We start from the raw sequence: 14,154 nt of genomic DNA on the forward strand, positions 1-14,154 counted from the left end.
AATTTTCAGGATTTGTCTGTTCAGTTTTTGAATTTTTAATGTTTTGCTGTTTATTAGTGGGTTATCCTACCGCTTCAAGTGAAAATTAATAAACTATGGGTACATTGTGTCGACACTCGAAAACCTTTCTTGTCCGATAGACGCCACACCACTAAGCCGTGATGAACGAAGCCTGAAGTGTGAACATGGGCATGTCTATGATCTCGCTAAAACGGGTTATATCAACCTTCTTCCTGTGCAAAATAAACGTTCCAAAGACCCTGGTGACAGTAAAGAAATGGTGGCTGCAAGGCAGGCTTTTTTAAACCAGCAGCATTACTTTCCGATCGTGAACAAAATCCTATCGTCTTGGCCAAAAAGTGATTTGGTGAATGGCACTAGAATTTTAGATGCTGGGTGTGGTGAAGGGTATTACCTTAATGCCATTGGTGGCGCTTTGGCGGAACAAAACATTGCCATGGAACGCACCGGTTTAGATATTTCTAAATGGGCCATTACAGCCGCGAGCAAACGTGATAAAAGCGTGAGTTGGTTGGTTGGCAGTAATGCCAGTTTACCGGTTCCCAATGCGCGTTTTGACGCGATTTTGTGTTTGTTTGGTTTTCCTATCTTTAGTGAGTTCTCACGCGTACTGAGTGACAAGGGTTTACTATTGCTGGTGGAATCGGGGCCTGATCATCTGATTGAATTGCGTAAAATACTGTACCCCTCTATTCATGATTACAAACAAACGTTTTCTGAAGGTATGGCGCATTTTGACTTGGTGTCCGAGCAGTCAGAAACCTATCGTTTCACGTTAAACTCGCAAACAGAAATTCAACAATTATTGACGATGACACCTCATATTCATAAAGCGTCTTACGATGGCCGTGAAGCGGTTAAACAACTTGAATCTATCAATCTTACCGCAGACATTAAGCTCCGCTGGTATCGAAAAACTAAGGTAGTAGATTATGTCTAATAATTTAGATGAACTTTTTAGTAAAAATAGAGAGTGGGCAGCCAAGGTTACCGAAGAGGATCCTGAGTTCTTTTCTACGTTATCCAAACAGCAAATGCCGGAATATCTTTGGATAGGCTGTGCTGATAGCCGGGTTCCAGCCAATCAGATCGTCGACCTGTTACCTGGTGAAGTGTTTGTGCACCGTAATATTGCAAATGTGGTGGTTCATACTGACTTGAATTGTTTGTCGGTTATTCAGTTCGCCGTCGATGTGTTGAAAGTTAAGCATATTATGGTGGTTGGGCATTATGGTTGTGGCGGTATCAAAGCGGCCATGGGGACGGAAGAGCACGGCATGATCGACAACTGGTTACGCCATATTAAAGATGTTTATCGATTGCATCGAAAAGAAATTGATGCGATTGACGATGAGCACGCTCGCTTTGATCGTATGTGTGAACTAAATGTGGTCGAGCAAGTGGCGAACGTTTGTCAAAGCAGTATTGTTCAAAACGCATGGCGAATAGGGCAAGAGTTGCATGTCCATGGCTGGTGTTACAGCTTGGGAAATGGTCATATCAAAGATTTAGACGTGACCGTGTCCAACGCAGAAGAATCCGCAGAAAGATTGAATAATATGTAGTGTATTGTTGATCGGATCACGGTATAAAAACAAAAAAACGAACTCAAAGTTCGTTTTTTTGTTTTTATAGAATGCGTAAACAATTATAGGTTGTTATTTTCAGCAATCGTTTTTGCACAACCTGCGATGGTTGATCTCAGCCAAATATGCCCCGGGTCATGTTGCAGCAAAGGGCTCCAGAGCATTTTCAGTTCTACCGGCGGAATGTCGAATGGCGGAGGCATAACAACGACGCGTTTGTTGTCTTCCATCAGTCTGGTCGCCAATGAAGGCAGTGTGGCAATAAGGCCCAGCTGTTCTGTTGCTCGCATGGCAACGTTGTAGTTTCTGGTAAACAAACGGATATTACGTTTGAACCCCAAATCCGCTAATGAACCATCGACCCAACCTAATTTTTGAACTTCCTCAGGCTGAATACCCACGCCAACACCAAACCCAGTTTTACTGACCCAAACATGTGGTGAGGCAAGGTAGGTTTCTAGGGAAAAGTTTCTCGCAATTTCTGAGTCCGCAGGCACCAAGCAAGAAAAATGGTCAACCCAAACAGATTTTTGATGAAATGACTGTGGCAAGGTCTCAAATCGGTTAATGACCAAATCGACTTTGCCTTTTTCAACGTCATGAAAGCTCACGTCGCTTGGGTTCATGACGTCTAAAATGACGTTAGGCGCTTCATTTTGAAGCTTCTTCATTAAAGGTGGGATCAATGTGGCTTCAGCGTAATCACTCGCCATAATGCGAAATACACGTGAGCTGGATTCGGCTTCGAAATTCTGTCCCAAATGGAGGACTTCATCCACCGATTGAAGAATGACTTGAACGCGCGGCTGTAATTGAATGGCCAAGGCAGTCGGCATCATACCTTCACTGGTTCTCACCAGTAATGGATCATGAAATAGATCTCGTAAACGACGTAATCCGTTACTCATCGCAGGCTGGGTAATACCAAGTTGATTGGCGGCGTGGGTAACGTTTTGCTCCCGTAATAAGGAGTCTAGGTAACGAAGTAAATTGAGATCTATTTTGTCTAACTGCATAAAGGAAGAGGCCCGTGTCCACTAGCGTAGGGCCTGCATCATACTTCATTTCCCCTCTGATTAGAATGTTTCCTCAGAGAGAGTAAGGTATTAAGCCAGTTTAGAAAGTTGCTCTATCACTTCATAGCAAGCGCCCATGGTGTGGTAGTCGGTTTTTCCAGCGGGACTTTTGCAATCATCAAGGGCTTTGTTTTCTTGAGTCAAAATGCGAAACCAAGCGCCATATTGGTGATCAATCATATGAGTCCAGCTGTATTGCCAAATTTGTTGGTACTTATCCCAATATTGACTTTCATTTGTTGTGAGCGCCAAAAGTGCCGCAGTGGCAAACGTTTCGGCTTGAACCCAAAAGTACTTATCGCCATCACAAATATTTCCTTCAGGGTCATAGCCATAGCAAAGTCCGCCATTGGTGTTGTCCCAAGACTTATCCCACGCTGCGTCAAACAGTTTTTTAGCGGTAGGAACAAGCCATTCAATAGGGGAGCGCTGATGAATAAGGAGTAGAAGTTTTGCCCATTCGGTCTGGTGTCCGGGTTGGAAACCCCACGGACGGAATAGGTGTTTTGGGTCTTCTTTGTTGTAATCCCAATCGACTTGCCAATCGGTTGTGTAATGTTCCCAGATTTCACCACCCGCTAGAGACGCTTGGCGTAAACAAATATGTTTGGCAAGTAGTGTTGCTCGTTCGAGGTAATGCACTTCTTGAGTAGCATCGTAGGCCGCCAGAAGGGCTTCGCAGCTGTGCATGTTGGCATTTTGGCCACGATAATTAGATACATCTTGCCAGTCGCCTGAAATTTCGTCTTTGTACAAGCCAAACTCGCTATCCCAAAAATGCAGCTCCATAAGATCGAAGGTTTCTTTTATCCAAGGTTTGGCTTCTTCCACGCCGGCTTTATAAGCCGTGGCGTAGGCGAGTAAGACAAACGCAAGTCCGTAGCAGTGGTTGGTTTCGTCAAGGTTTTGGTCTTTATTTAATAGCCAGACATAGCCACCATTGTCGCGACGATGACGTTCTCTCAAATAACGAAGACCATGTCTTGTTGCCTCTAGATAGGCTGGTTTATTGTCTGTTTGAGCGGGTTCAGCTTGATAGGCTTTTGCATAATTAAAAATGAAACGTGTGCTGCTAACAAGGTGACGTGTGTCTGTGTCATAAATCTCGCCATTGTCTTTGAAAAATTGGAAAAATCCCCCTGCCTTATCAATGCAATGTGGGTGATAAAACGCCATGGTGGATTGAATGTGTTGGTTTAAAAAAAGGGCAGATTGGAACTCGGGAAAAACAGGCATAATGTCGTCCTTTGTGTATGACTTTACGATCTGAAAGAAAGCAATACGTCTTTTATTTTAAAGGGGCTTTTGTTTATTGGTTTGGTATTTTGTGCGCGTTATCTCATCTTAATGGGTTATATTATTAAATCAATTAGATTTATTAAATCTCAGTGGTTAGTTTACGGGCTTCAAATGAGAGTAGGGTTGTATGAAATCGTCAGGTAGTACTTCTGAGCAAAGTCGTGTTTATAACGAACGGATAATTCTTCACTTGGTTCGACAGTTCCCAGAAATCTCTCGGGTGAGTATTGCCGAAAGGACGGGCTTGAGCGCTCAGACTATTTCCGTCATTACTTCTTCTTTACTTGAGCGACAATTACTCACCATTACGGGGAAGGTCAAAGGTCGCCGTGGGCAACCCTCTATTAAGCTGAGCATTAATCATAAAGGTGCTTACGGGTTGGGCATTAATGTCGACCGAGATCATATCAGTGCCGCGCTGCTGGACTTCAGTGGCGCTTGCGTCCTTCAGTTGGAGCGAATGGTGTCGTTTCCCTCTGAACATTTGGCTAAGGGTATCGCTCAAGAACTGATTGAAGAAGTCAAAACGACCTTAGGCTCGGAGTGGAGCCGAGTGGAAGGCATTGGTCTGGCTCGACCAGATTATATGGACTCTTGGCTGGAAACCTTAGTCACTGATTCGGAACAAAGGGAAAATTTAGCAGAACTTAAAGCGGCGCTAGAATATTGGCAGTCGGATGCTTTTGAAACCTGGCTAACCGAACTAACGGGCGTGACCTGTTTTTGTGAAAATGACGCTGTGGCCGCAGCAACCAGTGAATTGTTGTTGGCATCAGACTCTCCTAAACGCCACTTTTTTTACCTCTTTGTGAGTACTGCATGCGGTGGAAGTTTGGTTGCCAATGGGGAATGTTATTTTGGTGCGCACGGCAAAGCAGGCAGTTTTGGTTTGATCCCAACCGCGACAGGAAAACATGGTAAATGGATTCTAGAAGCCTTGTCTCTGTCCTCGTTGCGACGATTTTTCATGGCCAATCAAGTGGCTTGGCCAGCAACAGAAGATGCTTGGCAGCAGGCTCAGTACACCATGCTCATTGATCAATGGACCCAAGATGTCGCAGTTGAAGTGACGCCCGCGTTGGCGTCGGTGATTGCTTTATATGATCCAGAAGCCGTGCTTATTGGGGGGCGCTTACCTGCCCCTGTTCTCTCCGCGTTGATTTCCGCTATGGAAAACACGTTAAGCTCACACAGTATGTTGCCTTTGCCAGCTATTCGAGTGGCGCAAACAGGCTATACCGCCGGAGTATTAGGTGCCGCAGTATTGCCCTTGTATGAAACCTTTGCACCACAGCAAAACCTACTACTATTAAGTTCCAAAGAAAGATAACGCGGACCTTTTTTAAGGTTAACAACGAGTGAGACAAGATGAGATTAGAAATACAGTGCGAAGATAGAATCGGCATGGTACATGAGATTCTCGATTTATTTACATCGCACCAAATTGATATGCGCTTGGTAGAAATAGACAGTAAACAGCGCTGTATCTATTGCGGATTTCTGGATATACCTTTTTCGTTGTTGCAGCGTTTGTTGGCTGAGATTCGTCGATTAGACAGTGTTGAAGACGTGAAAACAGTCATGTTCACACCGTTTGAACGAGAACATAATGCACTTTATACCTTATTAGAAACTCTACCAGACGGTGTTATTTCGGTTGACCTTAAGGGCTACATTACCATGGTGACGGAGCTGGCGGCTGAAGACTTGAATGTTCCGGTTGCCGATTTATTGCATAAACCTTTGCAGCAGTTTATTAAGGGTATCAGCTTTTCAAAAGACGTTTGGGCAAACCCAAAGGTCGGAATGAGCAAGCGAATCCGCATTCGTAATAAAACCTTGTTATTGGAAATGAAACCCATTTTAGTGTCCGATGACGATGGCCTAGAAAACCCAGCAGGAACGGTCATCTATTTAAAATCTGAACTGCGTTTGAACCGCCAAGCTGCAAGTTTGAAACAAGCCCCCGACGCCGAAAACCATTTAGAACTCTATTTCCAGTCTGCTGTAAGACAAAGTCAAACGATGAAACGAACCTTAACCGAAGCAAAAGCGTTTGCAGAGGTTGCCATGCCGTTGCTTGTGCAGGGCGAAGTTGGCACAGGGAAGCGGGATTTCATCGAAGCGCTGTTCCAATATTGGCATAAGCGCCAAGCGGATCAAGACGCTCAGCTGGTAATACGCCATGCTCGAGATTTAACATGTGACGATATTGCGGCGTTAGACACCCAGTCTGGTTGGTTTGTAATTACAGATATTGAATATCTGCAAGAGTCTGTGCAAGTTAGCTTGTCCAATTGGCTGACTCGACAACCGATCGTGGCAACCAGTTTTGATGCCAGTGTGCGTTTGATCAGTCTTTCTTCTTTAAGCAGAAAACAGTTGTCCGATGGGGTAACGTTAAATAAAAGCCTGTATTTTTCGTTGGCCACATTGCAGCTTGCAATGCCATCACTGAGAGAGCGTAAAGAAGACATTGAAGGCTTGGTTCAGCAAATTATTATGGCGCAATCGGAGCGTTATCGGTTACCCGTGCCTACAGTATCAAAAGGGGCGCTGACTAAATTGGCTTTGTATGATTGGCCTGGTAATTTGAAAGAATTACAAAACATTTGCCTTCAAGCCTTGTTGGCCGTGAAAGGAAAAGAGTGGGCAGCAGATGATTTGGTGTTGCCTGAGACCTGTACCTTGACAGGTCTTACATTAATCAATGAGTCATTGGATGTTACTGTGAAACACTGGGAGGCCGAGCTTCTAAAGCAGTTGTACCCAAATTTTCCAAGTACAAGGCGTTTAGCAAAAGCGGTTGGCATGAGCCACAGTGCGATCGCGAACAAGCTAAAAGAATACGGTATTAGTACGAAATTGCCAGATTGATAACAAATCAATCTGGCAAACGGTGTTTAATAGAATGGCTTAGTAGGGACGGTTACGGCGAGGAGCAGGGCGTCGCATTTTTTCTTCACGCTCAATTTTAATCGGCTGAAGCTTTGTTTTAGGTTGCGTCGCTTGTTTCTGGATATTGGTTACCAAGAAAGCAATTGCAGCACACGCGGCAACGAACAATAAAAATTCAAACATGGCATTTCTCCAAACTAGTTATTCTTATCACAATCATGAGCCATTATGATCACTGGGTAAAGGCGGTTATGTAGTCTTTTAGTTAATGGAGGGTGATAAAGAGAAATCAACCCCCTTGCATTCAGTGTCACAAGTTATATCTTTTTCTCAGGTATCTTGCCACGCCATCTTCATCGTGATGACCAATGATATCGGTTGCGGCTTCTTTTACATGACGTAGTGCATTGTCGGTTGCAAACGCTTCATCGGAGGCGGAAAACATAGACAAATCATTGTCTCCGTCTCCAAACACCACTAGCGTTTCGGCACCAATTTCTTCTTTTAGTTCCATCAGTGCAGAACCTTTACACACATTGCTGTGATGAATGTCTAACCAAAACGCGTCTGGATGATAAATGCCACCACCCGAGTACGCAGTTAAATGGCTGTGTTCTTGGCTGTCTTTGATGATGTTATCAATCAACTCTGGTCGACCCATGGCGCTGATGTTGGTGATTTTCGCGTTTTGAGTCAGCTCGGTAAGAGGGTGAAGGCTCATGTTTTTATGGTTGCCTAACTCGTTGGCAATGTGATCGCTTAAGTGACCAGAAAGTGGAGCGTGGTAGACCTGATGTGAGCCATCTTCTCCTAAGCAAAAAATGAAAGGAGTGACTTCGTTTTCTTCAAAGGAAGGCAGCAATTCAGAAATGTGGCTTTGGGACAGTAGGTTTCTGTGGCGATATTGGTTTTGCTGGGGGTCCCACCATTCGACGCCATTTTTAAAAATTTGCCAGTTGGGAAATTGATGCCCTTCAATGCAAGGCATGGCCGCAAAATGGGTTCGTCCTGTGGCGACAGTATAGAAGATACCCGCTGACTTTAAGCGCTCAAGTGTGTCGAGCGTGTAATCCGAAAGACGTTGATGTCGGTTAAGTAGGGTTCCATCCAGATCAAATGCCACTAATTCCATAACCACCTCATGCGTAATGTGTTTGGCACTATCGCACTTTATCAGTGGGAAATTCAACTGTTAACGAGGGTAAATAATATTCAGAGAATAGGGCGCAGAAAACAGAGGGTGTTGGGCCGCAAAACCACGCAAGCGATGATAGCGGCCCTAAGTATCAGTTTTTATTCACTAAAGCCGTTGAAGAGAAAGCAATGCCCGACCAACCATTTTTAATAAATTGGCGAATATTCTGATGGTCTGTGGCATCCAGATTTTCTAGTACATCAACACGATAGAAATTTCCAAATAAATGCAACGTTTCTGCATCGGTTAGTTGATGAATCGATGCAAATGAGAAAATTTTGCAGGAGCCATTGTTTTCATTTATCGCATTCTGTTGCTCGCCATTTGTAAAAGCGACGGGTGTGAAATCGTACTCGCGTTCAATAACATCAATAACTTCCTTGAATTGGACGTTTTCTGGCGTTTGTTTGATCTTTTCAATCAGTGTTTGTGTGCTTAACATTAGGGCTCCATAGTGTTGATTGTTATTAAGATTCGGTGTCTGTTGTGGGGTTTGCGTAGTGCACAGTGACTTTGAAAATGACAAAGGCAATGATGCCGCACGTGGCGATGGTTATCAGCATAGGGACAAACGTGTCGTTATGAAAAATACTTACGACAGCACCACCTAACGCGCCGAAAGCAAAGCGAGAAGTGCCCGCTAAGGCGGCGACACTGCCATTGTGATTGCCCGCATTTTTTAGTGCGCCTGCCATAAAGCCACTGCCGAGTATGCCCATTGGCCCCATAAATAACATGCTGGTAATAATGATAAAGAAGAGCGGAGGGCGCTCAAAAAAACTCACGAAGATCATTAATATCGACGCTACTAATGGAACGTAAATCGCATATTTAGACAGCAACTCTGTGCCGATTTTTTCAACGTAGCGACCATTAATGGTTGACGCTAGCATCATAGAAATAACATTAAGTCCCACCAAGAAACCAAAGTTAGCCGGGTCAACGCCATAAATTTCAATATAGACATAAGAAGAGCCCGTAATGAAACTCATCATACCCGCGAAATAAAACGCGGAGGCGGCGACATAACCCAACACGGATGGATTTTTAATCAAGATTCCATAGTTACGAGAAGCGTTGATAAATGAAAACGGGGTGCGTTGTTCCGGAGGCAGCGTTTCAGGAATCGTGCGTAAAAATAAAACCATGGCGATAATGGCTAATATGCCTAAGAAAACAAAAATATAATGCCAGCTTAGAATGGTCAAAATGGCCCCGCCAAGAATCGGTGCGGCTAAAGGCGCAAGCGCCATCACCAGCATGATCATCGACATGGTTTTAGCAAATTGATTTATCGACATGCCATCTTTCACAAGAGCGGGAACGCACACGGCCACAGCGGCACCGCCAAAGGCTTGAACGGCTCGGCCGACGAGTAACATTTCATAGCTTTGTGCGATGGCACATATCAAACTACCAATGGCAAAAACACCCAGACCACCAACGACGACTTTTCGGCGTCCTATGGCGTCTGAAATTGGACCAAAGACAATCTGTAGAAAAGCAAACACCAACAAATACAAACTTAACGTCATTTGTATCAGGCTAATATCGGTCTCTAAGCTTTTAGATATGGTTGGAATACTGGGTAGATAAGCGTCAATGGCCAGCGGTGTTAGTCCAGACAGAAGGCCGAGAACTAAAATAATGGGGAAAGTCAGTTTCATATAATGGCTTTATTTATGGATGAATCGGTTGTTTGCAACAAAGTTGAAGCATATTTGTACGCGAACTGAATTATAATGGGTTTGTTTATTGTCAGCGGCTCTAATTGTGCAAACACTAAGTAAAGCGCATTGCGATGCATTTTGAAAGGCGGTTCTTTTCTGGTTTTCAATTATGTAACGTGCTTCAATTTTGCCTCTTTGCTAAAACAATGATGGATCTGTGTCATTTACCGCTACATCACTCTATTTTCTCGTTTTGTTCTATTTTCTGAGCAGCATCAATTTTAGGGTCCAATAAGGAATATTATGTTACGTTTTTTTGAAAAATGGGTGTCGGCTTATCCTGATATCGACGCAATACAATCCCCTAAAACATTGCTCGCTTTTTGTCGCTACTACTCGAAAGGCGTAGAGCTGCCGCTGTTAATTATGTCGATCTTAACCGCGACCATCGCGATTCTAGAAGTGACCTTGTTCAGTTTCATGGGGCAGCTGGTTGATTGGTTGATTAACAAAAATCCAGACACCTTCTTTGCAGAAGAGGGTTCACACCTAATGTGGATGTCTTTGATGATTCTCGTGGCAATGCCATTGGTGACGTTTTTGCATTCAGCTATTATTCATCAAACCTTGCTTGGTAATTATCCAATGCGGATTCGATGGTTGTCTCATCATTATATTTTGCGTCAAAGCATGTCTTTCTTTCAGGATGAATTTGCGGGGCGTATTTCCACCAAGGTCATGCAAACTTCGCTCGCAGTTCGTGAAACCGTGATGAAATTGCTCGATGTATTGGTTTATATCGGCGTGTACTTTGTTTCCATGGTTGTGTTGATCGGCAATGCAGACTATCGCTTGATGATTCCAATGCTAACTTGGTTGGTTTGTTATGTGTTGTTACAGCTTTATTTCGTACCGAAACTGAAAAAAATATCCGCCGAACAAGCCGACGCTCGCTCGACCATGACCGGCCGAGTGGTCGACAGCTACAGTAACATCACGACGGTGAAACTTTTTTCACATCATGAACGTGAAGTGGAATACGCGAAAGACGGCATGGATGGCTTTTTACAAACGGTTTATAGGCAAATGCGTTTGGTTACCTTGCTCAACGTAGGTGTGCAATCGTGTAACTACATATTGACGTTTTCAATTGCCGCCTTATCTATTTGGTTGTGGACAGACAGTGTTATTAGCGTGGGCGCGATTGCCATTGCAGTCAGTTTGGCACTTCGCTTAAATGGCATGGCCCAATGGATTATGTGGGAAGTGAGTGCGCTGTTTGAAAACATTGGTATGGTCAATGACGGTATGAAAACCCTATCGCGACCTATTGAAATAGAAGATTCAAAAGACGCACCGGCATTATTGGTTCCGCACGGGAAAATTGAATATGACGCGGTTAATTTCCATTATGGAAAACAAGATAACAAGGTGATTGAAAATCTTGTACTGTCTATTAAAGCGGGCGAAAAAGTAGGATTAGTTGGTCGCTCTGGTGCAGGTAAATCGACCATAGTGAACTTGCTGATGCGCTTTCACGATATCGAATCCGGCCACATTCGCATTGATGGGCAAGACATTCGAGACGTTAAACAAGATTCGATACGCGCTCAAATCGGCATGGTGACGCAAGACACGTCTTTGTTACACCGAACAGTACGTGAGAATTTATTATACGGTCGACCAGACGCAACCGAAGCCGAAATGATTGCCGCGGCGAAGCAAGCGGAAGCGCATGATTTCATTCAAACGCTTACCGACCCATTTGGTAATGTCGGTTATGACGCCATGGTCGGAGAGCGCGGTATCAAATTATCTGGCGGCCAACGACAGCGTATTGCGATTGCACGTGTGTTGTTGAAAGATGCGCCATTGTTGATATTGGACGAGGCAACCTCGGCGCTGGATTCGGAAGTGGAAGCGGCCATTCAAGACAGCTTATACAAGTTGATGCAAGGCAAAACCGTGATTGCGATTGCTCACCGATTATCGACCATTGCCGCAATGGATCGCTTGATCGTATTGGACAAAGGCAACATCGTCGAGCAAGGCAGCCATGAAGAACTGATTAAACACGCTGGGATTTATGCGTCACTTTGGACTCATCAAACGGGCGGTTTTTTGGCCGCAGATATTGATCCTGACGATCCTAAAAGTGAGGCTTAATATTGGTTTATAGTGTCTTGAAGCGACCGTGAGCCAATAACGGATGTATTTTAATTTTCCATGCGGAGACGTTCTATGACGTATTTTTTGTTGTTCTTGGCCATATTGGCTGAAGTGATCGCAACGACGGCATTAAAAGCCTCGGACTCTTTCGCTAAATTAGGGCCAAGTGTGGTGTTAGTGATTGGTTATGCGGTGTCTTTTTACCTATTAACCATTGTCATGAGATCGATGCCTACTGGCGTAACATACGCAATTTGGTCGGGCTTAGGTATCGTGTTAATTTCGCTGTTTGGGTACTTTTTTGCCAATGAGAAACTCGACTTGGCGGCGTGTTTAGGCATGTCCTTGATCGTGGCGGGTGTTGTGGTCATTAATGTATTTTCTGACACGGTCAGTCATTAGTAGCTCGCGGTTAACGCTGTAATATAAAAAAACGCGCCATTTGAAATGAGCGCGTTTTTTTATTCTGTTTTTAGCCATTACGAAATGGATTTGACTCGTCCTCTCTTATTTGCAAGCCAGACAAACTGATAAGGCATCAGTGTAACTTTCCCTAAATGGTCTTCATACACCTGTTCTGATACTAGATCAGTCCAATCGTCTGTCGCAATCAGGTTCAGTTCTGACAAGTTAAAACTCTGTGGCTGATCGGTCATGTTGTACACCGCAAACAAGCTTTGTCTTCTGTCTAGGCTTTGGCGCCAGAACGCAAACAGGTTTTCGCCCATGTGCAAAATGTATTGCGTGGCGTTGGGGTGAAACGCCGGTTGCGCTCGGCGAATTTGGGTTAATTTAGTGACGCTTTGAAAGACCTTTTGATGATGAGTGGGTGTATTCAATGCGTGTTCTAAGTCTTCCATGTCCCAAATGTGGCGGTTAATCGAGCGAAAATGACCTGTGTTATTGACGCGATCCAAATCGTTTTCTGTGCCAAACAAACTATGGATATAAAAGGCAGGCACGCCTTCCAGCGCCATCATAACCCCGGCGGCACAAAGAAAGCGGGCGAATTGCCACTGGTCTGGACCGTGCTGAGCGGACCCTGACAGCGCATTCCAAAGACTGATGTTGATCTCGTAAGGCTTAGCCTCGCCTTCCGGTGTGGTGCGAGAGCTTATCTTGCCGCCAAACCGCTTCATCGTATTAATGAGCGTTTCCAATTCCCACTCCGACAGCAGGCCTTCTGTTGGTCGTAAACCAATGCCATCATGCGACGCAAGGAAATTCAAATACGTGGTGCCTTGCTGTGCGGGCGGCATGCTCATGAGCCATTGTTTCAAATGGCTACCGTTGCCAGTCACAAGGCTGTTAATAAGCAAAGGCGGTAACGAAAAGTTGTAGATCAAATGCGCTTCGTTGGCGTTACCAAAGTAGGTTAGATTTTCCTGATTTGGTATGTTGGTTTCTGTGATGATGACGGACTCAGGCGCGTAATGTTCAATCATCAAGCGTAATAAACGGATCATTTCATGGGTTTGCGGTAGGTTAATGCAATTGGTACCGGGGATTTTCCATAAAAACGCCACCGCGTCTAAGCGAAACCAACGGATGCCTTTTTCTAAATACAAATGAATGATGCGTAGAAACTCCAGCAGCACTTCTGGCTTTTCAAAATTCAAATCGACTTGGTCATGACTAAACGTGCACCAAACATGTTTTTCGCCGTTTTTGGTTTGCACTTCTCGCAGCAGTGGAGACGTTCTTGGGCGAACAACGGCGCTTAAATCTGCACTCGGATCGGCTTCATAAAAAAAGTCTGCACCAGGGTGAACACCCGCTTTGAAGTTTTCAAACCATAGGCTTCGGCTCGAGCAATGGTTAATGACCAAATCGCCCATGACTTTGAAATCTTTTGATAAATTGGCGACGTGATCCCATTTTCCGCATGAAGGATTCACCGTGGTGTAATCCATCACACTGAAGCCATCGTCTGAACTGTAAGGAAAAAAAGGCAGCAAGTGAACGGCGGAAATGCAATCGGATAGTTTGCTTTTAACAAACTGGTGCAATGTTTCCAAGGGCGCTTCGTCTTTCCTGCGTAACGTATCCGCGTACGTAATCAGCATGATGTCGGATTGATCCCACAAGTTTTTGTGGGGTTGGGGTGACTCGGTTGCCGGATCTAGATGAAAGGTGGCCAAGCATTTTTCCGACAATACCTTATTGTCTAAGGTGGGGTAAATGACTTGTAAATGAGCAATCAATCGTTGTTCTAGATGCGACAAAGGAGCATTTTCCAT

General features: G+C 44.5%; 13 protein-coding genes. 6 read left to right on the top strand and 7 right to left on the bottom strand.

The window, feature by feature from the left end; genetic code table 11:
- Positions 1-106: 106 nt before the first annotated feature.
- Positions 107-961 carry a putative RNA methyltransferase gene (locus tag D104_RS22340; RefSeq protein ID WP_024022877.1) on the top strand — a complete coding sequence of 285 codons (855 nt, stop codon included), beginning with the start codon at positions 107-109 and terminating at the stop codon, positions 959-961.
- The gene (gene can, locus D104_RS22345) at positions 954-1,586 is read left to right on the top strand and encodes a carbonate dehydratase (RefSeq protein ID WP_024022878.1); all 633 of its coding nucleotides are present in this window, start codon (positions 954-956) and stop codon (positions 1,584-1,586) included. Before D104_RS22340 ends, can begins: the two co-directional genes overlap by 8 nt.
- 83 nt (positions 1,587-1,669) lie before the next feature.
- Here the strand turns inward: can and D104_RS22350 are convergent, their stop codons facing one another.
- Complete coding sequence (locus D104_RS22350; protein ID WP_024022879.1) at positions 1,670-2,623, bottom strand: LysR family transcriptional regulator; 954 nt, start codon at positions 2,621-2,623, stop codon at positions 1,670-1,672.
- A 90-nt stretch (positions 2,624-2,713) separates the two neighbouring features.
- Positions 2,714-3,919: an AGE family epimerase/isomerase gene (locus D104_RS22355; protein WP_024022880.1), complete on the bottom strand. Its 1,206-nt coding sequence runs from the start codon at positions 3,917-3,919 to the stop codon at positions 2,714-2,716.
- Between the two features lie 190 nt (positions 3,920-4,109).
- Between D104_RS22355 and D104_RS22360 the strand changes: the two genes are divergently transcribed.
- Positions 4,110-5,312 carry an ROK family transcriptional regulator gene (locus D104_RS22360; RefSeq protein WP_024022881.1) on the top strand — a complete coding sequence of 401 codons (1,203 nt, stop codon included), beginning with the start codon at positions 4,110-4,112 and terminating at the stop codon, positions 5,310-5,312.
- A 38-nt stretch (positions 5,313-5,350) separates the two neighbouring features.
- Positions 5,351-6,859, top strand: coding sequence for a TyrR/PhhR family helix-turn-helix DNA-binding protein (locus tag D104_RS22365; RefSeq protein ID WP_024022882.1), 1,509 nt, complete (start codon positions 5,351-5,353; stop codon positions 6,857-6,859).
- Positions 6,860-6,898: 39 nt separating this feature from the next.
- Here D104_RS22365 and D104_RS37380 read toward each other — a convergent pair whose 3' ends face one another.
- The 4 genes from D104_RS37380 to D104_RS22380 form a co-directional block, all read right to left on the bottom strand.
- Positions 6,899-7,063: a hypothetical protein gene (locus D104_RS37380; protein WP_024022883.1), complete on the bottom strand. Its 165-nt coding sequence runs from the start codon at positions 7,061-7,063 to the stop codon at positions 6,899-6,901.
- Positions 7,064-7,190: 127 nt separating this feature from the next.
- Complete coding sequence (locus tag D104_RS22370) at positions 7,191-8,012, bottom strand: HAD-IIB family hydrolase (protein ID WP_024022884.1); 822 nt, start codon at positions 8,010-8,012, stop codon at positions 7,191-7,193.
- Between the two features lie 154 nt (positions 8,013-8,166).
- Complete coding sequence (locus D104_RS22375; RefSeq protein WP_024022885.1) at positions 8,167-8,517, bottom strand: HopJ type III effector protein; 351 nt, start codon at positions 8,515-8,517, stop codon at positions 8,167-8,169.
- A 25-nt stretch (positions 8,518-8,542) separates the two neighbouring features.
- Positions 8,543-9,742 carry a Bcr/CflA family multidrug efflux MFS transporter gene (locus tag D104_RS22380; RefSeq protein ID WP_024022886.1) on the bottom strand — a complete coding sequence of 400 codons (1,200 nt, stop codon included), beginning with the start codon at positions 9,740-9,742 and terminating at the stop codon, positions 8,543-8,545.
- 306 nt (positions 9,743-10,048) lie between these two features.
- Here D104_RS22380 and D104_RS22385 point away from each other — a divergent pair, with 306 nt between their 5' ends.
- Together D104_RS22385 and D104_RS22390 are read left to right on the top strand one after the other, a co-directional pair.
- Positions 10,049-11,911 (top strand): ABC transporter ATP-binding protein, encoded by a 1,863-nt coding sequence (locus D104_RS22385; protein WP_024022888.1) that lies wholly within the window; start codon positions 10,049-10,051, stop codon positions 11,909-11,911.
- 75 nt (positions 11,912-11,986) lie between these two features.
- A complete protein-coding gene (locus tag D104_RS22390) occupies positions 11,987-12,316 on the top strand; it encodes a DMT family transporter (RefSeq protein WP_024022889.1) in 330 nt (109 codons plus the stop codon).
- A 77-nt stretch (positions 12,317-12,393) separates the two neighbouring features.
- Here D104_RS22390 and D104_RS22395 read toward each other — a convergent pair whose 3' ends face one another.
- Positions 12,394-14,154, bottom strand: a complete 1,761-nt coding sequence (locus tag D104_RS22395; protein ID WP_024022890.1) for an alpha-amylase family glycosyl hydrolase — start codon at positions 14,152-14,154, stop codon at positions 12,394-12,396.

The organism is Marinomonas profundimaris (assembly GCF_000508165.1).
Classification (GTDB): domain Bacteria; phylum Pseudomonadota; class Gammaproteobacteria; order Pseudomonadales; family Marinomonadaceae; genus Marinomonas; species Marinomonas profundimaris.

Bases quoted from the DNA above. Each gene is read 5' to 3' on its own strand.
- D104_RS22365 (WP_024022882.1), top strand. From the start codon at position 5,351: ATGAGATTAGAAATACAGTGCGAAGATAGAATCGGCATGGTACATGAG.
- D104_RS22370 (WP_024022884.1), bottom strand. From the start codon at position 8,012: ATGGAATTAGTGGCATTTGATCTGGATGGAACCCTACTTAACCGACAT.
- D104_RS22385 (WP_024022888.1), top strand. From the start codon at position 10,049: ATGTTACGTTTTTTTGAAAAATGGGTGTCGGCTTATCCTGATATCGAC.
- D104_RS22375 (WP_024022885.1), bottom strand. From the start codon at position 8,517: ATGTTAAGCACACAAACACTGATTGAAAAGATCAAACAAACGCCAGAA.
- D104_RS22360 (WP_024022881.1), top strand. From the start codon at position 4,110: ATGAAATCGTCAGGTAGTACTTCTGAGCAAAGTCGTGTTTATAACGAA.
- D104_RS22350 (WP_024022879.1), bottom strand. From the start codon at position 2,623: ATGCAGTTAGACAAAATAGATCTCAATTTACTTCGTTACCTAGACTCC.
- can (WP_024022878.1), top strand. From the start codon at position 954: ATGTCTAATAATTTAGATGAACTTTTTAGTAAAAATAGAGAGTGGGCA.
- D104_RS22355 (WP_024022880.1), bottom strand. From the start codon at position 3,919: ATGCCTGTTTTTCCCGAGTTCCAATCTGCCCTTTTTTTAAACCAACAC.
- D104_RS37380 (WP_024022883.1), bottom strand. From the start codon at position 7,063: ATGTTTGAATTTTTATTGTTCGTTGCCGCGTGTGCTGCAATTGCTTTC.
- D104_RS22390 (WP_024022889.1), top strand. From the start codon at position 11,987: ATGACGTATTTTTTGTTGTTCTTGGCCATATTGGCTGAAGTGATCGCA.
- D104_RS22380 (WP_024022886.1), bottom strand. From the start codon at position 9,742: ATGAAACTGACTTTCCCCATTATTTTAGTTCTCGGCCTTCTGTCTGGA.
- D104_RS22395 (WP_024022890.1), bottom strand. From the start codon at position 14,154: ATGGAAAATGCTCCTTTGTCGCATCTAGAACAACGATTGATTGCTCAT.